The organism is Streptomyces sp. DH24 (genome assembly GCF_029813775.1).
Classification (GTDB): domain Bacteria; phylum Actinomycetota; class Actinomycetes; order Streptomycetales; family Streptomycetaceae; genus Streptomyces.
Genome location: NZ_JARVKW010000002.1, coordinates 281,708 through 304,090 on the forward strand (window position 1 = coordinate 281,708; position 22,383 = coordinate 304,090).

At 76.4% G+C, this 22,383-nt stretch carries 1 protein-coding gene; it reads right to left on the reverse strand.

Annotated elements, in window-relative coordinates; all coding sequences use genetic code 11:
• Positions 1-51: 51 nt before the first annotated feature.
• On the reverse strand, positions 52-22,311 hold the full coding sequence (locus QC282_RS02555; RefSeq protein ID WP_279547495.1) for a type I polyketide synthase: 22,260 nt from the start codon (positions 22,309-22,311) through the stop codon (positions 52-54).
• Between the last annotated feature and the right edge of the window lie 72 nt (positions 22,312-22,383).

Sequence of the window (22,383 nt, forward strand, 5' to 3'; positions counted from 1 at the left end):
GCCGGCGGCGCCGGCCGGCGGGCCTGGTGCCCGTGGGCCGGCGGCTGCCGGTCACACCGGCCGCTGCACGCGCTTCAGGGCCAGCTGGACGAGGCTGTCGGCGCCCATCGCGTCCAGGGATTCGGGCTTGCGGGGCTGTTCTGCGGGGTCGGCGCGGGTGCCGTCGGGTGCGGGGCCGGGGCGGTCGGCGAGGCGGCGGAGCATGTCGAGCACGCCGGACTCGCGCAGCCGGGCCACCGGGACGGCGGTCAGCAGTTCCCGCACCTGGGGGTCGATGGCGTCGTCCGCGGGGGCGGCCGGTGCGGGGGCGGAGGACCCGGCGAGGAGCCGCTCGCGCAGCAGCCCCACCAGGTCCTCGGGGGTCGGGTGGTCGAAGACCAGCGTGGCGGGGAGGGTGAGCGCGGTGGCGGCGCCGATCCGGTTGCGCAGGTCGACGGAGGTCAGCGAGTCGAAGCCGAGGTCGCGGAAGGCACGGGTCGGTTCGACGGCGGCGGCCGAGGTGTGGCCGAGTACGGCGGCCACCTGGGTGCGGACCAGGTCGAGGAGGAGCTGGTCCTGTTCGGGAGCGGGCAGGGCGGCGAGCCGTGCCGTCAGCCCTTCGGCGGCGCGGGGCGCGGTCCGCCCGGCGGCGCGGCGCCTGCGCGTGACGGGCACGAGGTCGCGCAGCACGCTGGGCAGGGTGTCGGCGCGTTCGGCGAGGGCGGCGGTGCGCAGCGAGACGGGCACCGCGACCGGTTCGTTGACGCGCAGCGCGGCGTCGAGCAGGGCGAGCGCCTCGTCGCCGGGCAGGGCGGGGAAGCCCTGGCGGCGCATGCGGGCGAGTTCGGCGTCGGACAGGGTGCCGCCCATGCCTTCGGCGGTGTCCCACATGCCCCAGGCCAGTGACACGGCGGGCAGGCCGTGGGCGCGGCGGGCGGCGGCCAGCGCGTCGAGGGAGGCGTTGGCGGCGGCGTAGGCGGCCTGGCCCGGGGAGCCGATCACACCGGCGACGGACGAGTACAGCACGAACGCGTCCAGGTCCCGGTCGGCGGTCAGCTCGTGCAGGTGCAGGGCCGCTTGGGCCTTGGCGGCCAGTACGCGGGCCAGCCGCTCGTCCGTGAGGTCGGTGAGGATGCCGTCGTCGAGGACGCCCGCGGTGTGCACGACGGCGGTCAGCGGCACCTCGTCCAGGACGGCCGCGAGCTGGTCGCGGTCGCTGACGTCGCAGGCGACGATGTCGGCGCGGGCTCCCGACGCGGCGAGTTCCGCGCGCAGTTCGGCTGCGCCGGGCGCCTCGGGGCCGCGCCGGGACAGCAGCAGCAGGTCCCGTACGCCGTGCTCGGCGACCAGGTGCCGGGCGAGCAGGGCGCCCAGGCCGCCGGTGCCGCCGGTGATGAGGACGGTGCCCGGCCCGGACCAGGGTGCGGGCACGGTCAGGACGACCTTGCCGACGTGCTTGGCCTGCTGGAGCAGCCGCAGTGCCTCCGGGGCGCGGGCGATGTCGAACGCCGTCACCGGGACGGGCCGCAGCGCGCCCTGCTCGAACAGTTCCAGCAGCGCGGTCAGCATCTCGCCGATACGGTCCGGGCCGGCCTCGACAAGGTCGAACGCCCGGTAGGACACGCCGTGTTGGGCGGCGACCTCGCCCGCGTCCCGGATGTCGGTCTTGCCCATCTCGACGAACCGTCCGCCGGGCCGCAGCAGCCGCAGCGACGCGTCCACGAACTCCCCTGCCAGGGAGTCCAGGACCACGTCCACGCCCGGCCGGAAGCTCTGCTCGAACCCGGTGGTGCGGGAGGAGGCGATGCGCTCGGCCGGCACGCCGAGTGCACGCACGGCCGCCCATTTGGCCTCGCTCGCGGTGGCGTGGACCTCCGCGCCGAGATGCTGGGCGAGCTGGACGGCGGCCATGCCGACGCCGCCCGCCGCCGCGTGGATCAGCACCGACTCGCCGGCCCGGAGACCGGCCAGGTCGACCAGGGCGTAGTACGCGGTGAGGAACACGATCGGCACGGACGCGGCCTGTTCGTACGTCCAGCCCTTCGGGATCGGCGCGAGTTCGCGGGCGTCGGCGACGGCGGTGGGGCCGAACGCCCCGTCGAGCATGCCCATCACGCGGTCCCCGACGACCCAGCGGTCCACGCCCGGCCCGGCCTCGACGACGACTCCCGCGCCCTCCAGGCCCATCCGGCCGGCGTCGCCGGGGTACATGCCGAGTACGTTCAGCACGTCACGGAAGTTGACGCCGGCGGCGCGGATCGCGACGCGGACCTGGCCCGGGGCGAGCGGGCGCGGCTGCTCCGGCACGAACGCGATGCCGTCCAGCCGCCCCTGCGCGACGATGTCCAGCCGCCAGGCGTCACCGGCTCCGGCCGGCGGGACGAGCACCTCTTCCCCGGCCATGCGCACGAGGCGGGGCAGCCACACCCGGCCGCCGCGCACCGCCAGCTGCGGGTCGCCGTCATCGGGCAGCAGCCGGGCGAGGGTGCTCAGCGAAGCCGGGTCGTCGTCGGTGTCCACGAGGGCGAAACGGCCGGGGTGCTCGCTGATGGCCGCGCGGACCAGGCCCCACACGCCCGCCGCGGCGACATCGGGTGCCCCGTCGCCCGCCGCGTCGACGCGGACGGCACCGGACGTGAGCACCACGAGACGGCGACCCGAGAACCGTTCGTCGGCCTGCCACTCCTTCACCCGCGCCAGCACACCGGCGACGGTCGCGTGGAGGTCCGCCGCGTCCGACGGGACGACCGGCAGCAGCACGGCGTCGGGCACGGCGGCACCCGTCGCGTCCGCTGCCGCCACCAGCGCGTCGAGGTCGGCGTGGACGGTGACCGGGAGGCCGGCGGGCGCGCTGCCGAGGGCGGCCCACGCCGGGCGGGGCCCGGCCGCGAGGTCCTCGGGGGCCTCGGTCCACGCGACGCGGTACAGGCTGTCCGGCCCGCCGGCGGCGAGCCCGTCGGCCGAGAGCGCGCGCAGCACCAGCGAGTCGATCTCGGCGACCGGTTCGCCCGCCGCGTCCGCGAGGCGCAGGGCCACGTCACCGGCGCCGCGCGGCGTGATCCGCGCACGCACGGCACCCGCGCCCACCGCGGTCAGGGACACACCCGACCACAGGAACGGCAGCAGCGGACCCTCCGCGATCTCCTCACGCAGCCCGAGACTGTGCAGAACGGCGTCCAGCAGCGCGGGGTGCAGCGCGAAGGAGTCGGCGTCGGCGGCCACGGTGTCGGGCAGTTCGGCCTCGGCGTAGAGCTCACCGTCGTGACGCCAGACGCCCTTCAGGCCCCGGAACGCGGGCCCGTAGCCGAGGCCCGCCGCAGTGAGCCGCTCGTACAGGGCGCCCGTGTCGACCGGCTCCGCGCCGGCCGGGGGCCAGGCCCGCAGGTCCCAGTCGGGTGCGGCGTCCTCGGCGTCGGTGAGGGTGCCGGTGGCGTGCAGCGTCCAGGGCTCGTCGCCGTCGGCGCTGCGCGGACGGGCGTGGATGCTCACCGTGCGCCCGCCGTCCGGTGTCTCTTCCTCTCCCTCGGCCGCGACGGCGACCTGGAGCTGTACGGCACCGTCGGCGGGCAGCACGAGCGGTGTGCGCAGGGCGAGTTCGGCGAGGTGGCCGCATCCGGCACGGTCACCGGCCTGGACGGCGAGTTCCACGAACGCCGTGCCGGGCACCACGATCCGGCCCCGCACCGCGTGGTCGGCGAGCCACGGGTGCGTCCGCACGGACAGGCTGGCCGTGAGCAGCACGGCGTCCGAACCGGCCACCGGCACGGCCGCGCCCAGCAGCGGATGGTCCGCCCGCCCGAGGCCCAGGCCGTCGGCGTCGGACACCGGGCCCGGCGCGTCGAGCCAGTAGCGGCGGTGCTGGAAGGCGTAGGTGGGCAGGTCGACGCGGCGGGCGCCGGTGCCGTCGAACAGGGCCGCCCAGTCGACGTGCGTGCCGTGGACGTACAGCGTTCCGACCGCTGTGAGCAGGGCTTCGGGCTCGGGCCGGTCCTTGCGGAGGGTCGCCGCGGCGGCCGTGGCGTCGGTGGCCAGGGCGGTCAGGACCGGGTCGGGGCCGATTTCGAGGAAACGGCTCGCGCCCTGTGCGCCCGCTGCCGTGAGGGCGTCGGCGAATCGGACCGGCCGGACGATCTGGTCGGCCCAGTAGCCGGGGCTCGTCCAGTCGCCTTCGCTGAGCGCGGCACCGGTGAGCGTGCTCACGGCGGCCACCGTCGGCTGACGGTACGTCACCTGCTGTGCTGCGGCCCGGAAGTCGTCCAGCACCGGTTCCATCAGCGGGGAGTGGAAGGCGTGGGATACCGTCAGGCGAGTGGCACGACGGTCCTCCGCGCGGGCCCGTTCGAGGACTACCTCCACGGCGGCTTCCGCGCCGGACACCACCACTGAGGCCGGCCCGTTGACGGCCGCGATCACCCCACCGTCCGGCAACCAGCCGGAAGCCACCGCCTCACTCACCGCCACAGCGGCCATCGCCCCGCCCACCGGCAACGCCTGCATCAACCGCGCCCGCGCCGCCACCAGACGCACCACATCGCCCAGCTCGAACACACCGGCGGCATACGCGGCGGCGAACTCACCCACCGAATGCCCCACCACCACATCCGGACCCATCCCCCACGACCGCAGCAGCGCCACCAACGCCACCTGCACCGCGAACAACGCCGACTGCGCGTAACCCGTCAGGGCCAGCACATCCGCGTCGTCCCCGAACAGCACTTCCCTCACCGGCCGTTCCAAGCCCAGCTCGGCATCGAGCAGACCGCACACCTCATCCAGCGCACGCGCGAAGACAGGGAACGACTCGTACAACTCCCTGCCCACACCAAGCCGTTGGCTGCCCTGGCCGGTGAACATCCACGCCGTGCGGCCGTCGGTCGCCGTGCCGGTGATCGGCGGTTCGGCGAGTCCGGACTTCAGGGCGGCTCCGTCCCTGCCGAGGATCACCGCGCGGTGTTCCAGCGCGGCACGGGTGGTGGCCAGCGACAGGCCCACGTCGAGCGGGTCGCCGGTGACGGTCGTCAGGCGCGCGGCCTGGGCGCGCAGGGCGTCGGCGCTCTTCGCGGACACCACCCACGGCACCACGGGCAACCCGGTGGACGGGGTGTGGCCGTGCGGCTGCTCCTCGGCGGGCGGCTCCTCGACGATGACGTGGGCGTTGGTGCCGCTGATGCCGAAGGAGGAGACACCCGCGCGGCGCGTACGTCCGCCGCGTGGCCAGGGCCGGTCCTCGGTGAGGAGCTCCACGGCGCCGGCGTCCCAGTCGACGTGGGAGGACGGCCGGTCGACGTGCAGGGTGCGCGGCAGGCGTTCCGCCTGGAGCGCCAGCACCATCTTCATCACACCGGCGACCCCGGCGGCGGCCTGCGTGTGCCCGATGTTGGACTTCACCGAGCCCAGCCACAGCGGCTCGTCCCGTTCCCGGCCGTAGGCGGCGAGCAGGGCCTGCGCCTCGATGGGATCGCCGAGACGGGTGCCCGTTCCGTGCGCCTCGACGGCGTCCACGTCGGCGGGGGCCAGTCCGGCGGCGGCGAGCGCCTGCCGGATGACACGCTGCTGCGAGGGGCCGTTCGGAGCGGTCAGGCCGTTGGACGCGCCGTCCTGGTTGACGGCACTGCCCCGCACCACGGCCAGCACGCGGTGGCCGCGCCGTTCGGCCTCGGACAACCGCATCAGGACGAGAACACCGGCGCCCTCCGCCCACCCGGTGCCGTCGGCGCCGTCGGCGAAGGACTTGCAGCGGCCGTCGGAGGCGAGGCCGCGCTGCCGGGAGAACTCCACGAACGTCGTCGGCGTGGCCATCACGGTCACACCGCCCGCCAGTGCGGTGGTGCACTCCCCCGAGCGCAGCGCCTGGCAGGCCAGGTGCAGGGCGACGAGGGAGGACGAGCAGGCGGTGTCGACGGTGACGGCGGGGCCCTCGAAGCCGAAGACATAGGCGATGCGGCCGGAGAAGACGCTGCCCGCGTTGCCGTTGCCGAGGTAGCCCTCGACCTCGTCGGGCACGGTGTGCAGGCGGGCGGCGTAGTCGTGGTACATCAGGCCCGCGTACACGCCGGTGTCGGTGCCGCGCAGGGAGTGCGGGTCGATGCCGGCCCGTTCCAGCGCCTCCCAGGACGTCTCCAGCAACAGCCGCTGCTGCGGGTCCATGGCGAGCGCCTCGCGAGGGCTGACGCCGAACAGTTCGGCGTCGAAGTCGGCGGCGTCGTGCAGGAAGCCGCCCTCGCGGACGTACGCGGTGCCGGGCCGTGCCGGGTCGGGGTCGTACAGCCCGTCGAGGTCCCAGCCGCGGTCGGTGGGGAAGCCCGTGATGCCGTCGCCGCCGTCGGCGACCAGGCGCCACAGGTCCTCGGGGGTGGTGACGCCGCCCGGGTAGCGGCAGCCCATGCCGACGATGGCGATGGGCTCGTCGGTCTCGGCCCGGGTCCGCGCGGCGGTGTCCTCGGCGGCGGTGTCGCCGAGGAGTTCCCGGCGCAGGAAGGCGGCGAGGGCGGCCGGGCTGGGATGGTCGAAGACGAGGGTGGCCGACAGGCGCAGGCCGGTTGCGGTGCCGAGGTGGTTGCGCAGGTCGACGGCGGTGAGCGAGTCGAAGCCCAGGTCCTTGAAGGCGCGCCCGGGGTCGACGGCGTCCGCGCCGGAGTGGCCGAGGACGGCCGCGACCTGGGTCCGCACGAGGTCGAGCAGCAGCCGGTCCCGTTCGGCGGCGGGCAGGGCGAGCAGCCGTGCGGCGAGAGCGGATTCCCCGGGTCCGCCGGTCCGGTGGGCGAGCCGCTTGCGGCGGGCGGCGGGCACCAGGCCGTGCAGTACGGCGGGCAGGCTGTCGCCGCGGGCGCCGAGGGCACCGGTGTCGAGAGCGGCCGGCACGGCGGTCGGTGTGCCGGTGCGCAGTGCCGTGTCGAGGAGGGCGAGCGCGTCGTCGGTGGCCAGCGCGAGATAGCCGAGGCGGCGCATGCGGGCCACGTCCGCGTCCGTCAGACGGCCGCCCATGCCGCCGGTGTGCTCCCACATGCCCCAGGCCAGGGACAGGGCGGGCAGGCCCCGCGCGTGACGGCGGGCGGCGAGGGCGTCGAGCGAGGCGTTGGCCGCGGCGTAGGCGGCCTGCCCCGAGGAACCGACGACACCGGCGATCGCGGAGAACAGCACGAACGCGCGCAGGTCCCGGTCGGCGGTCAACTCGTCGAGGTACAGCGCGGATTCGGTCTTGGCGGCCAGGACCCGGGCGAGCCGCTCGGGGGCGAGGTCGGTGAGCACGCCGTCGTCCAGGACACCCGCGGTGTGCACGACCGCGCTCAGCGGTACGCCGGTCAGCGCCGCCTCCAGGGCGTCCCGGCCGGTGACGTCGCAGGCGGTGACGGCGACCCGGGCGCCGTGCGCGGCGAGTTCACGCACCAGCTCGTCGGCGCCGGGGGCGTCGGGGCCGCGCCGGGAGAGCAGCAGCAGGTCGCGCACGCCGTGCGCGGTGACGAGGTGGCGGGCGACGAGGGCGCCCAGGCCGCCGGTGCCGCCGGTGATCAGCACGGTGCCGGTGGTGGGCCATACGGCGCCGTCGGTGCCGTCGGTGCCGTCGGTGCCAGTGGGGCTGTCGGTGTCGGTGGGGCCGTCGGTGCCGATGGAGCGGCCGAGGCCGGTGGGGCCGTGCAGGCCGGTGGGCGCCTCGGCGCGGGACAGGCGGGGCAGCAGAACGCGGCCGTCGTGGCAGGCGGGGTGGGTGGGGCCTGCCGCCACGAGGGTGCCGAGCCGCTCCTTCAGCGTCTGCCAGGACGACGGCTCGCCGTCGATGTCGGCCAGGACGAACCGGTCGGGGTGCTCGCTGATCGCCGTACGGACCATGCCCCACACGGCGGCACCCGCCGGGTCGGTGAGGGCGCCGGTGGTGAGGACGACCAGCCGGCTGTCGGCCAGCGCGGGTTCGGCGAGCCAGGCCCGGAGGGCGGCGAGGACACCGCTCGCGGTGTCGGCCGGGGTCCCTCCGGCGGGCACGGGGAGGAGCACGGCCGCGGGGCGGGTGCCGGCGGCGGTGAGGGTGGCGAGGTCGGGACAGGTGGCGACGCCGGGCGGAACGGCGTCGGCGGCGCACAGGGCGGCCAGGTCCGTGACAGGCGCGGCCAGGTCCGTGACGGGCGCGGCCGGGAACGCCGTGGGCGGTGCCGGGACCCAGTCCAGCCGGTACAGGTTCCGGGCCCTCGCGGTGGCGCCGTGGGCCGTGGTCACGTCGCCCGCCGACACGGGACGGAGCACCAACTCGGCGACCTCGGCGACCGGTTCGCCCGTCGTGTCGGCGACGCGCAGCGTCACCGCGCCCGGGGCCCGGACGGTGATCCTGGCCCGTACGGCGGACGCGCCGACGGCGGTCAGGGACACCCCGGACCACAGGAACGGCAGGAGCACCTTGCGGCGTCCCTCCCCCGCGTCCGTGTCGGACTCGGTGTCCTCGACGCCGAGGGCGTGCAGCACGGCGTCGAGCAGGGCCGGGTGCAGGGCGAAGTCCGACGCGTCCTCGGCGGCCCCCTCGGGCAGTTCGGCCTCGACGTACAGGTCGGCGCCGTCCCGCCAGAGCGCGCGCAGCCCCTGGAAGGCGGGCCCGTACACCATGCCGGTCTCCGCGAGCCTCGGGTACAGCTCGGCCACGGCGACGGACAGCGCCCCGGCAGGCGGCCAGGCCCGCAGGTCCCAGCCGGGGGCGGCCGGTTCGGCGGTGCCGAGGGTGCCGGTGGCGTGCAGGGTCCACGGCTCGTCCTCGGGCGCGCCGTCCGGACGGGCGTGGACGGCGAGGGCGCGGGTGCCGTCGGCGCCGGCCGGCTCGACCGAGGTCTGCACTTGTACGGCACCGTCGGACGGCAGCACGAGGGGCGTGCGCAGGGCGAGTTCCGTGACGGCGTGCCGGCCGACGTGGTCGGCGGCCTGCACGGCGAGCTCGACCAGTGCGGTGCCCGGAACCACCACGGTGCCGTCGACGGTGTGGTCGGCGAGCCAGGGGTGCGTGCGAACGGACAGCCGTGAGGTGAGTACGGCGGTGCCGGACCCTGCCAGCCGTACGGACGCGCCGAGCATCGGGTGCTCGGTGACACCGAGCCCGAGTCCGCCCGCGTCGAGGGCGGGCCCGGCGGGTTCGAGCCAGTAGCGGCGGTGCTGGAAGGCGTAGGTGGGCAGGTCGACGCGGCGGGCGCCGGTGCCGTCGAACAGGGCCGCCCAGTCGACGTGCGTGCCACGCACGAAGAGTTCGGCGACGGCCGTGAGCAGGGCTTCGGGCTCGGGCCGGTCCTTGCGGAGGGTCGCCGCGGCGGCCGTGGCGTCGGTGGCCAGGGCGGTCAGGACCGGGTCGGGGCCGATCTCCAGGAAACGGCTCGCCCCCTGCGCGCCGGCCGTGGTCAGCGCCTCATGGAAACGGACGGGCCGGATGACCTGGTCGGCCCAGTAGCCGGGGCTCGTCCAGTCGCCTTCGGTGAGCGCGGCACCGGTGAGCGTGCTCACGGCGGCCACCGTCGGCTGACGGTACGTCACCTGCTGTGCTGCGGCCCGGAAGTCGTCCAGCACCGGCTCCATCAGCGGGGAGTGGAAGGCGTGCGAGACCCGCAGCCGCGTGGCGCGGTGGCCCTCGGCGCGGGCCCGTTCCACCACCGCCTCCACGGCGGCTTCCGCCCCGGACACCACCACTGAGGCCGGCCCGTTGACGGCCGCGATCACCGCACCGTCCGGCAACCAGCCGGAAGCCACCGCCTCACTCACCGCCACAGCGGCCATCGCCCCGCCCACCGGCAACGCCTGCATCAACCGCGCCCGCGCCGCCACCAGACGCACCACATCGCCCAGCTCGAACACACCGGCGGCATACGCGGCGGCGAACTCACCCACCGAATGCCCCACCACGACATCCGGACCCATCCCCCACGACCGCAGCAGCGCCACCAACGCCACCTGCACCCCGAACAACGCCGACTGCGCGTAACCCGTCAGGGCCAGCACATCCGCGTCGTCCCCGAACAGCACCTCCCTCACCGGCCGCTCAAAGCCCAACTCGGCATCGAGCAGACCGCACACCTCGTCCAGCGCACGCGCGAAGACAGGGAACGACTCGTACAACTCCCTGCCCACACCAAGCCGTTGGCTGCCCTGGCCGGTGAACATCCACGCCGTGCGGCCGTCGGTCGCCGTGCCGGTGACGGCCGACCCGGTCAGCCCCGTCACGGCGCGGTGCTCCAGCGCCGTCGCGCGCGTGGTCGCCAGTGACAGGCCCACGTCGAGCGGGTCGCCGGCGGCCGTCGCCAGCCGGTCGAGCTGGGCTCGCAGGGCGGCGGCGCTGCGGGCGGACACCACCCACGGCACCACCGGGAGCGCGGCGCGGTCGCGCGGTGCGGCCGGGGCGGTGGTCGCCGGGGCGGTGGTCGCCGGGGCCTCCTCCAGGACGACGTGGGCGTTGGTGCCGCTGATGCCGAAGGAGGACACCCCGGCCCGGCGCGGGCGTGCGCCCCGTGGCCAGGCGTGTTCCTCGGTCAGGAGGCGTACCGCGCCCGACGTCCAGTCGACGTGGGAGGACGGCTCGTCCACGTGCAGGGTGCGCGGCAGGCGTTCCGCCTGGAGCGCCAGCACCATCTTCATCACACCGGCCACGCCGGCGGCGGCCTGCGTGTGCCCGATGTTCGACTTCACCGAGCCCAGCCACAGCGGTTCGTCCCGTTCCCGGCCGTAGGTGGCGAGGAGGGCCTGCGCTTCGATGGGATCGCCGAGGCGGGTTCCTGTGCCGTGTGCCTCGACGGCGTCCACGTCGGCGGGGGCCAGTCCGGCGGCGGCGAGCGCCTGCCGGATGACACGCTGCTGCGAGGGGCCGTTCGGAGCGGTCAGGCCGTTGGACGCGCCGTCCTGGTTGACGGCACTGCCCCGCACCACGGCCAGCACGCGGTGGCCGCGCCGTTCGGCCTCGGACAGCCGCATCAGGACGAGAACACCGGCGCCCTCGGACCAGCCGGTGCCGTCGGCGGCCTCGGCGAAGGTTTTGCAGTGGCCGTCGGGGGCGAGGCCGCGCTGGCGGGAGAACTCGACGAACGCGGTGGGGTTGGCCATGACGGTGGCGCCGCCGGCCACGGCCGTGTCGCACTCGCCGGACCGCAGGGCCTGGCAGGCCAGGTGCAGGGCGACGAGCGCCGAGGAGCAGGCGGTGTCGACGGACACGGCGGGGCCTTCGAGGCCGAGGACGTAGGAGAGACGGCCCGAGGCGACGCTCGGGGTGCTGCCGGTGAGCAGGTATCCGGCGGCCTCGCCGTCGGCCTCGTGGACGGAACCGCCGTAGCCGTTGGCGGAGATGCCCGCGTACACGCCGGTCGCCGAACCCTTCAGCGACAGCGGGTCGATGCCGGCGCGTTCCAGGGCCTCCCAGGCGGTCTCCAGCAGGAGCCGCTGCTGCGGGTCCATCGCGAGGGCCTCGCGCGGTGAGATCCCGAAGAGTTCCGCGTCGAAGCCGGCGACGTCGGACACGAAGCCGCCGAGTCCGGCGAACGGGGTGCCGAGGGCCGCGGAGGTGGACTCCAGCAGGCCGGCGACGTCCCAGCCCCGGTCCGCCGGGAACGGGGACATGCGGTCCTCGCCGGCCGTCACGACCTCCCACAGCTGTTCCGGCGAGGTGATGCCGCCGGGGAAGCGGCAGCCCATGCCGATGACGGCGACGGGTTCGTCGACGGCCGCGTGGCCGGGCGTGGCCGGGAGGGCGGCGTCCGGCGTGGTGGCGCCGAGGAGGCGTTCGCGGAGGTGGCGGGTGAGGACGGCGGGGGCGGGGTGGTCGAAGACCCGGGTGGTGGGGAGGGTGAGCCCGGTGGCCGTGCCGAGGCGGTCGCGCAGGTCGACGGCGGTGAGGGAGTCGAACCCGAGGTCCTTGAAGGCGCGTTCGGGGTCGACGGCGGCGGGTGAGGTGTGGCCGAGGACGGCGGCGACCTGGGTCCGCACGAGGTCGAGCAGGTGCCGGTCCTGTTCGGCGGCGGGCAGGGCGCGCAGTTCGCGGACGAGTTCGCCGTCCAGGGCGTCGGGGGTGTCGGCCGGGGGCGCGGCGAGGTCGGTGATGAGCGCGCTGGGCCGGGTGAAGGTGAAGGAGGGGGCGAAGCGCTCCCAGTCCACGTCGGCGACGGTGACGCAGGTGCGTTCCTCGGCGAGGGCCTGTTCCAGTGCGGTCAGGGCGGTTTCGGGCGGCAGGAGGGCGAGGCCCCGTTCGCCGAGGTGCTCGGCCACGCCGTCGTCGGTCGCCATGCCACCCCCGTCCCAGGGGCCCCTGGCGTCGGAGGTGGCGGGCAGGCCGAGGGCGCGGCGGTGCCGGGCGAGCGCGTCGAGGTAGGCGGTGCCGGCGGCGTAGGCGGCCTGGCCGCCGCTGCCCCACACGGCCGCCACGGACGAGAACAGCACGAACAGGTCGAGGTCGCGGTCCTTTGTCAGTTCGTGCAGGTGGTGTGCGCCGGTGACCTTGGCGGCGACGATCTCGGTGAGGTGGGCGGGGGTGGTGTCGGTGAGCGGCGTGTTCTGCGGGAGGCCCGCGGTGTGGACGACGCCGGTGAGGGGTGTCTCGGCGGGAAGGGTGGCGAGGAGGTCGCGCAGGGCCTGGCGGTCGCTGACGTCGCAGGCGGCGATGGTGACGCGGGCGCCTCGCGCGGTCAGGTCGCGGCGCAGGCCGACGGCGCCGGGCGCGTGCTCGCCGCTGCGGGAGACGAGCAGCAGGTGCGGGGCGCCTAGGTCGGCGAGGCGTCGGGCGACGTGGCCGCCCAGTGCGCCCGTGCCGCCGGTGATCAGGACCGTGCCGCGCGGTGCCGGGAAGCGGCTGGTGGTGCCGGGGCCACGCCGGGTGTCGCGGGTGAGGCGGGCGGCGTGGACGCCGGAGGCGCGTACGGCCAGTTGGTCCTCGTTGCCGGGGGCGGCGAGGACGGCCGCCAGTCGCTGCCAGGGGTCGGGGTCCGTCTCGTCGGCGGGGAGGTCGACGAGGCCGCCCCAGCGGCGGGGCTGTTCGAGTGCGGCGGTCCGGCCGAAGCCCCAGATCTGGGCCTGGTCGGGATGGCCGAGCGGTTCGCCGGCCGCGACGGCGACGGCGGACCGGGTGACCGCCCACACCGGGGTCTCCAGGCCGGCGGTGTGGAGGGCCTGGAGCAGGGGGAGGTGCGGCGTGGTCCGGGTGGGCAGGGGGCCGGTGGTGCCGGGCAGGACGACGATGCCGGTCGGGGCGGTGTGCGGGAGGCGGGCCGCGAGGGTGGCGGGGGTGTCGTCGGCGGTGAGCGGGAGGAGACCTGCGTCGGCGCCGGCGGCGCGCAGCGCTTCGAGGCAGGGGGCGGCGTCGTCGCAGTCGTGCGGGGCGGCCACCAGCCAACGGCCGTTCAGGCGGCCCTCGCCGGGCAGCGGCACCGGCTTCCACACCAGGCGGTAGCGACGGCGGTCCAGCGCGGCGCGGTCGTGGTGCCGGCGCCGCCAGTCGGCCAGCGCGGGCAGCAGCGCGTCGAGCGGGGCCCTCTCGGGCAGGCCCAACTCGTGTGCCACGGACGCCGGGGCGGCGGTGTCGAGCAGTTGCCAGAACGCGGCGTCCGCGCCGTCACCGGTGGACGTGCCGTCCGTGCCGGTCTCGTCGGCGGCCCGGTCGGGCAGCCAGTAGCGCTCCCGCTGGAAGGCGTACGTGGGCAGGTCCACGAGCCGGGCGCCCGTACCGGTGAACACCTCGGCCCAGTCGGCCCGGTCGCCGCGCACGAACAGTTCGCCCACGCCCGTGAGCAGCGTCCGCGCCTCGGGGCGGCCCGTGCGCAGGGCGGCGACGGCGACCGTGAGGTCGGGGGAGGTCTGCCGGGCCAGCGTGGCGAGCACGGGGTCCGGTCCGAGTTCGAGGAGCCGGGTGGCGCCGAGTTCGCCGGTGACGGTCCGCACGGCGTCGTGGAAGAGGACGGGCTGTCGGACCTGGCGCACCCAGTAGTCGGCGTGCGCCCAGTCGTCCGCGCGGAGGGCCCGGCCGGTGACGGTGCTGACGGCGGGCAGCCGGGCCGGCCGGTAGGTGAGGCCGGCGGCGACGGCCGCGAACTCGGCCAGCATCGGCTCCATCAGCGGCGAGTGGAAGGCGTGCGAGACGCGCAGCCGGGTGACCCTCCGGCCGTGCTCGCGCGCCCGGTCCAGTACGGCGTTCACGGCGCTCTCGCTGCCGGAGACGACGACGGCACCGGGCCCGTTGACGGCGGCGATCACCGCGCCGTCCGGCAGCCAGGGCACGATGTCGTCCGGGTCCGCCTCGACGGCGGCCATCGCGCCGCCCCCGGGCAGCGCCTGCATCAGCCGGGCGCGGGCGGCGACCAGCCGTGCGGCGTCGGCCAGTTCGAGGACCCCGGACGTGTGGGCGGCGGCGACCTCGCCGATCGAGTGGCCGAGGACGGCGTCCGGGGTCACGCCCCAGGAACGCAGCAGCTCGGCGAGGGCGACCTGGACGGCGAAGAGGGCGGTCTGGGCGTAGCCGGTGCGGTCCAGGAGGGCGGCCTCGGGACGGTCCGCGTCCGCGAACAGGACGGCCCGCAGCGGTGTGTCGAAACCGTCGGCGCCGGCGAGTTCGGCGTCCAGCAGGGCGCACGTGTCGTCGAGCACCTGCGCGAACACCGGGTAGCGGTCGTGAAGTTCGCGGCCCATGCCGGGGCGCTGGCTGCCCTGCCCGGTGAACGCCCACACGGTGCGGCCCTCGCCCGCGACGCCGGTGACGAGTGCGGCGGTGTCGCCGTCGGCGAGGGCGGTGACGGTGGCGCGCAGCCCGTCGAGGTCGTCGCCGACGACGACGGCCCGGTGGTCGAGCGCGGCACGGGAGGCGGCGAGGGTGCGGCCGATGTCGGGGGGCGTGGCACCGGGCCCGCCGTCGAGGTGCGCGGCGAGCCGGGCGGCCTGGGCGCGCAGCGCCTGCCGGGTGTGCCCGGCGAGCACCCAGGGCACCGTCCCGTCGGCTTGTTCCGGCACGGCGGGGGCGGGGGCGGCCGGGGGCTCCTCCAGGACGACGTGCGCGTTGGTGCCGCTGATGCCGAACGCGGACACCCCGGCCCGGCGCGGCCGTTCGCCGCGCGGCCAGGGTCGCGGCTCGGTGAGCAGCCGCACGGCGCCGGCCGCCCAGTCGACCCGTCTGGACGGCTCGTCCACGTGCAGCGTCCGGGGCAGTTGCTCGGCGCGCAGGGCCAGCACCATCTTCATCACGCCGGCCGCGCCCGCCGCCGCCTGCGTGTGCCCGATGTTCGACTTCACCGAGCCCAGCCACAGCGGCTCGTCGCGCTCGCCGCCGCCGTAGGTGGCCAGCAGCGCCTGCGCCTCGATGGGGTCGCCGAGGCCGGTGCCGGTGCCGTGCGCCTCGACGGCGTCGACGTCGGCCGGGTCCAGGCCCGCCGCGGCGAGCGCCTGCCGGATCACGCGCTGCTGCGACGGCCCGTTGGGTGCGGTCAGGCCGTTGGAGGCGCCGTCCTGGTTGACGGCGCTGCCGCGCACCACGGCCAGCACGGGGTGGCCCTGCCGGCGGGCGTCGGACAGGCGCTCCAGCACGAGGACCGCCGCGCCCTCGGACCAGCCGGTGCCGTCGGCTCCCTCGGCGAACGCCTTGCAGCGGCCGTCGGCGGCCAGGGCGCGCTGGCGGGAGAACTCGACGAAGATGCCCGGCGTCGCCATCACCGTCACGCCACCGGCGAGGGCCGTGCGGCACTCGCCCCGGCGGACGGCCTGCGCGGCCAGGTGCAGCGCGACCAGCGCGGACGAGCAGGCGGTGTCGACGGTGAGGGCGGGGCCCTCAAGGCCGAGGGCGTAGGAGACTCGCCCGGACAGGACGCTGGCCGCCGACCCGGTGGCGACGTAGCCCTCGACGTCCGTGCCGCGGTCGTGGGCGGTGTCGCGGTAGTCCTGGCCGTTGGTGCCGACGAAGACACCGGTGGCGGTGGAGCGCAGCGACAGCGGGTCGATGCCCGCCCGCTCCAGGGCCTCCCACGAGGTCTCCAGCAGGAGCCGCTGCTGCGGGTCCATCGCCAGGGCCTCGTGCGGGGAGATCCCGAACAGGTCCGCGTCGAAGTCGGCGGCGTCGTGCAGGAATCCGCCGAGGCGGGCGTAGGTGGTGCCGGGGTGGCCGGGGTCGGGGTGGTAGAGGCGCTCCACGTCCCAGCCGCGGCCCTCGGGGAACGGCGTCAGGCCGTCCTCGCCCGCCGCGAGCAGGTCCCACAGTTCGTCGGGCGAGGTGACGCCGCCGGGGAAGCGGCAGCCCATGCCGACGACGACCACGGGATCGTCGTCGGCGCCGACGGGGGCGAGGGCGGGGCCGCCCCGTTCGATCTCGTCCGTGGTGACGCCGAGGACGTGCGTGCGCAGGAAGGCGGCGAGCGCGGCGGGGGTCGGGTGGTCGAAGACGAGCGTGGCGGGCAGGGACAGGCCGGTCGCGGCGGCAAGACGGTGGCGCAGGGTGACGCCGGTCAGCGAGTCGAAGCCGAGGTCCTTGAAGGCGCGGCCCGGGTCGACGGCCGTGCGGTCGGCGTGTCCGAGGACGCCGGCGACGTGGTCGAGGACGAGGTCGAGGAGCAGCCGGTCCTGTGCGGCGGCGGGCCTGCCGCGCAGTTCGGCGGCGAGCGTGCCGCGGCCCGGCGCGGGGCTCTGCCCGGGGTCCGTGCGGGCGGGCGGGGCGGCCTCGGGCAGGTCGGCGAGCAGCGGTCGCGGGGCGTGCGCGGTGGCGGCGGCGAACCGCGCCCAGTCGACGTCGGCGACCGTGGTGCAGGTGGCGTCCTCGTCCAGGGCGCGTTGCAGGGCGGCGACGGCGCGGGACGGTTCCAGCGGGCGTATGCCCTGTCGGCGGAAGTGCTCGGTGACGGTCGCGTCGGCGGCCAGGCCGGCGCCGGCCCCCGGCCCCCCGGCGACGGAGGTGGCGGGCAGGCCGAGGGCGCGGCGGTGCCGGGCGAGCGCGTCGAGGCGGGCGTTGGCGGCGGCGTAGGCGGCCTGCCCGGCGTTGCCCAGCACGCCCGTGACGGACGAGAAGAGGACGAAGGCGTCCAGGTCACGCCCGCGGGTCAGGTCGTGCAGGTGCTGCGCGGAGTCGGCCTTCACGGCGACGGCGCGGGCCAGGCGCTCGGGGGTGAGGTGGGCGGCGAGCCCGTCCTCCAGGACGCCGGCGGCGTGCACGACGGCGGTCGGCCGGTAGGCGGCCAGCACGGAGGCGAGGGCTTCGCGGTCGGTGACGTCGCAGGCGACGAAGGTGACGTCGGTTCCCGAGGCGCCGAGCTGCGCGGCGAGTTCGGGCGCTCCCGGGGCGTCGGCGCCGCGCCGGGAGAGGAGCACGAGCCGTTGCGCGCCGCCGTCCGCGAGCCAGCGCGCGACGTGTCCGCCCAGGGCGCCGGTGGCGCCGGTGACGAGGACGGTGCCGCGCGGGCGCCAGGAGCGTACGGGCCGTCCGTCCCCGTCGCGCACCAGCCGGGCGGCGTGGACGCCTGTGGACCGGACGGCGAGCTGGTCCTCGTGGCCGTCCTGGTCGGCGAGGACGGCGACGAGCCGCTGCCAGAGCCGGGGTCCGGCGTCGGCGGGCAGGTCGATCAGGCCGCCCCAGCGGTCCGGCTGTTCGAGCGCCACGACCCGGCCGAGTCCCCACAGGGCGGCCTGCTCGGGACGCTCAAGTGCCTCGTCCGCCGCGACGGCGACGGCACCGCGCGTCACGCACCACACCCGGGCCCCGGGGCAGGCCCGCAGGAGGGCGAGGAGGTCGGCCGGGTCGGTGAGGAGGGACAGCGCGTGGTCCGGCGTGGCCCCGGCGGGCGGCGGCCCGGACACGACCGTCACCTCGGCGCCGGCGGCTTCCAGTGCCCGGACGGCCGTCTCGGCCGGGGCGCCTTCGTCGACGGCGACCAGCCAGGAACCCGACAGCGCACCGGCCGCCGGGACCCGGACGGGCCGCCAGCCGACCCGGTAGCGCCGGCCCGCCGCCTCGGAGTCCTCGCGGCGTTTGCGGCGCCAGTCGGAGAGCACGGGCAGGACGGCGTCCAGGGGGGCGGCGCTCGCCACGCCCAGCTCGCCCGCGAGCGAGTCCGCGTCACCGCGGTCGACGAGTTCCCAGAAGCCGTCGTCGGAGGGCTCGCCCGTCCCGGCCCGCCGCGTGGGGCGCGCGTGGTCGGGCAGCCAGTGGCGCTGCCGCTGGAACGGGTAGGTGGGCAGCTGGACGCGGCGGGCGCCGGTCCCGTGGAACAGCGCGGCCCAGTCGACGTCGGTGCCCCGCACGAACAGGTCGGCGACGGCCGCGAGCAGCGTCTGTGCCTCGGGCCGGCCGGCGCGCAGGGTGGCGGCGGCCGGGGCGTCCGCGACCATGGCGGTCAGGACGGGGTCGGGGCCGATCTCCAGGAAGCGGGTGGCGCCCCGGGCGCCGGCGGCGGTGAGCGCGTCGTGGAACCGGACGGGGCGGACGATCTGGTCGGCCCAGTAGCCGGGGGTCGTCCAGTCGCCGTCGCCCAGTGGGGCTCCGGTGAGCGTGCTCACGGCGGTCACGGACGGCTGACGGTACGTCACCTGCCCGGCCACCGCGGTGAACTCGGCGAGGACCGGTTCCATCAGCGGCGAGTGGAAGGCGTGCGACACGCGCAGCCGGGACACGCGGCGTCCGAGTGCGCGGGCCCGCTCCGCGACCGACTCGACGGCCGCCTCGGCGCCGGACACCACGACCGACCGGGGCCCGTTGACGGCGGCGATCACCGCGCCGTCCACGAGCCACTCGCGGGTTTCCGTCTCCCCCGCCTCGACCGCGGCCATCGCCCCGCCCCGTGGGAGGGCCTGCATCAGCCGGGCCCGCGCCGCCACCAGCCGAACCGCGTCGGGGAGTTCGAACACCCCGGCGGCGTGGGCGGCGGCGTACTCGCCCACCGAGTGGCCGAGCACCAGGCCGGGGGCCGTCCCCCAGGACCGCAGCAGCGCGACCAGCGCGACCTGGAGCGCGAACAGTGCCGACTGGGCGTATCCGGTGCCGTCCTCGGCGGTGTCCGCGAACAGCACCTCCTTCACCGGCCGTTCGAAGCCCGTCTCCGCGTCCAGCAGCCCGCACACCTCGTCCAGCGCGGCGGCGAACACGGGAAAGGCGTCGTACAACTCGCGTCCCGTGCCGGGGCGTTGGCTGCCCTGACCGGTGAACATCCATGCCGTACGTCCCTCGCCTGCGACCCCGCTGATCACGGGGCCGGGGCGCAGCAGCACGGCCCGGTGCTCCAGTACGGCGCGCGTGGTGGCCGACGACCAGCCCACGTCCAGCGGGTCGCCGGGCAGAGACGCCAACTGCTCGATCTGCGCCCGCAGGGCTTCGGGCGAGCGGGCGGACGTCACCCACGGCACGAGCGGCAGCCGGACGGCGGGCGCCTCTTCCTCCGCGGGCGTCTCCCGGGGTGCCTCTTCGAGGATCAGGTGTGCGTTGGTGCCGCTGATGCCGAACGACGACACGCCCGCCCGGCGCGGTCGTTCGCCGCGCGGCCAGGGACGTTCGTCCTGGAGCAGGCGCAGCGGGCCGTCCGTCCAGTCGATGTGCGGGGAGGGCTCGTCGGCGTGGAGGGTGCGCGGCAGGCGCTCCGCCCCGAGCGCCATCACCATCTTGATGACTCCGGCCACGCCGGCGGCGGCCTGTGTGTGACCGATGTTGGCCTTGACCGAGCCGAGCCACAGGGGGGTGTGGCGGTCGGTGCCGTAGGCGGAGGCCAGGGCGTGGGCCTCGATCGGGTCGCCGAGGCGGGTGCCGGTGCCGTGGGCCTCCACGGCGTCCACGTCGGACGGGCGCAGGCCGGCCGACGCCAGCGCCTGCCGGATGACGCGCTGCTGCGCGGGTCCGCTGGGTGCGGTGAGCCCGTTGGAGGCGCCGTCCTGGTTGACGGCGCTGCCGCGGATCACCGCGAGGACCTCGTGGCCCTGTCGGCGGGCCTCGGACAGCGGCATCAGGACGAGCATGCCGACGCCCTCGCTGAGCGAGAAGCCGTCGGCCCGCGCGGAGAACGCCTTGCTGCGGCCGTCCGCCGCCAGGGCCTGCTGCCGGGAGAACTCGGCGAGCATGGTGAGGCTCGGGACGATGGTGGCGCCCCCGGCGAGGGCGGCCGTGGCGGCGCCGCCGCGCAGGGCCTCGCAGGCGAGGTGGAGGGCGACGAGGGAGGAGGAGCAGGCGGTGTCGACGGTGAGCGCCGGTCCTTCCAGGCCGAGGGTGTAGGCGATGCGGCCGGAGGCGACGCTGACGGCGTTGCCGGTGAGGACGTGCCCGGTGACGTCGGTGGCGGAGGTGTCGGCGGCGCGGTCGTAGTCGGCGGTCATCAGGCCGAGGTAGACGCCGGTGGCGGAGCCGCGCAGCGAGGCCGGGTCGATGCCCGCCCGTTCCAGGGCCTCCCAGGAGGTCTCCAGCAGCAGCCGCTGCTGCGGGTCCATGGCGAGGGCCTCGCGCGGGCTGATGCCGAAGAATCCGGCGTCGAAGTCGGCTGCCGTGCGCAGGAATCCGCCTTCGCGCTGGTAGAAGCCGCCGGGCTCGGTGCCGGTGGGGTCGTAGCGGCCGGCGATGTCCCAGCCGCGGTCGTCGGGCAGGGCCGAGACGGCGTCGGTGCCGTCCAGGAGCAGCCGCCACAGGGCCTCGGGCGAGTCGGCGTCGCCGGCGAAGCGGCAGGCCATGCCGACGACGGCGATGGGTTCGTCGCGGTGGCCGGGGCCCTGAACCGCGGCCGGAAGGGGTCCGGCCTGGCCGTGGAGCTGCTCGTGGAGGTGGTGGCCGAGGGCGGCGGGCGTCGGGTAGTCGAAGGCGACCGTGGGGGCGAGCGGCAGTGCGGTGGCGGAGCGCAGCCGGTCGCGGACGGCGACGGCCGTGGCGGAGTCGACGCCCTGGTCCCGGAAGGACACGTGGGCGGGCGCCGGGGCGGGCAGCGCGAGCAGGTCGGTGACCTGGGTGCGGACCAGGTCGACGAGGACGCCGCGCCGGTCGCGTTCGGGCAGCTCGGCCAGGCGGGCCCGCAGCGCGGCGGCCTGGACGCCACCGGGGTGTCCGTCCGCGTCGGCGTCCTCGGCGGTGGCGGCGTCCGCGAGGCCGGGGGGCAGTTCGGCCGGGACGGTGTCCGGGTCGTGCAGGGCGGCCCAGTCCGGGGCGCCGCCGCTCGTCCAGTACTCGGCGACGGCGCGCAGGAAGCGGTCCGCTCCCCCGTCGTCGCGGCGCAGGGTGCCCTGGACGGTGACGTCGGCGCGGCCCGCGATGGTCTCCAGCGCGGGGGTGAGCAGCGGGTGCGGGCTGATCTCGACGAAGTGGCGGTGCCCGGCGTCGAGGGTGGCGCCGACGGCGGCGACGAACTCGACGGTGTCGCGCAGGCAGGCGGCCCAGTGGTCGCCGTCGAGGACCGCCCCGTCGAGCGGGCCGCCGGCGGAGGCGGCGTAGAAGGGGACGCGCGCGGCCCGCGGGGCGATGTCCGCCAGTTCGGTGCGGAGGTGGCCGGTGATCGCGTCGATGTGCGGGGAGTGCGCGGCGACGCCGTAGTCGACCCGGCGGGCCCGGACGCCCTCGGCGGTCAGCTCGGCGAGGAGTTCGGCGGCGGCGTCCGCGTCGCCGGAGACCACGCCGGTGCCGGGCGCGTTGACCGCGCCCAGGACGAGCCGGCCCCGCCAGGGTGCGAGGCGTTCCCTGAGCCGTTCGACCGGCATCAGGACGGAGACCATGTCGCCGCGGCCGTGCAGCGGGCGTTGGGCGGTGCCCCAGGCCGCGGCGGCGCGGGCCGCGTCGTCGAGCGTGAGCGCGCCCGACACGCAGGCGGCGGCGATCTCGCCCAGGCTGTGTCCGACGACGGCGGCGGGCCGCACCCCGGCCGCCTCCCACAGGGCGGCCAGCGACACCATCACCGCGAACAGCGCGGGCTGGGTGACCTCGGGGCCGGTGAGGTCCGAGCCGTCGTCGAGACGCTCCAGGAGGTTCCACCCCACGTGCGGGGCGAGGGCGTCGGCGCACTCGGTCATCCGCCGGGCGAACACGGGCGAGTCGGCGAGGAGTTCGCGGGCCATGCCGGGCCACTGGGAGCCATGGCCGGGGAACACGAAGACGGGCCCGCACTCGTGGGCGGTGTGCCTGCCCTCGGTGACGTGGCGGGACGGGACGCCCTCGGCCAGGGCGTCCAGGGCGGCGGCGAGTTCGGCGGTGCCGGCGGCGGTGATCGCGGCACGGCAGGGGTGGCCGGGATCGGCGGCCCGCAGCAGGGCGGCGGAGATCGGGGCCGGTGCGCCGTCCCGTACGAGGGTGCGCAGGATGCGGGCCTGCTCCCGTACGGCCCGGGTGCCCCGTCCGGTGAGGAGCCAGGGGCGTGGCAGGCCCGGGCCCGGGAACGGGTGGGCGGCCGAGGTGGAGCGAGCTTGATCGGACACGTTCTCTCCCGCGGGTGACTCGTGCGCCACGTGTTCGGAACTGGGCCGGGCCGGTGGGGGTCGTCTGGGCGC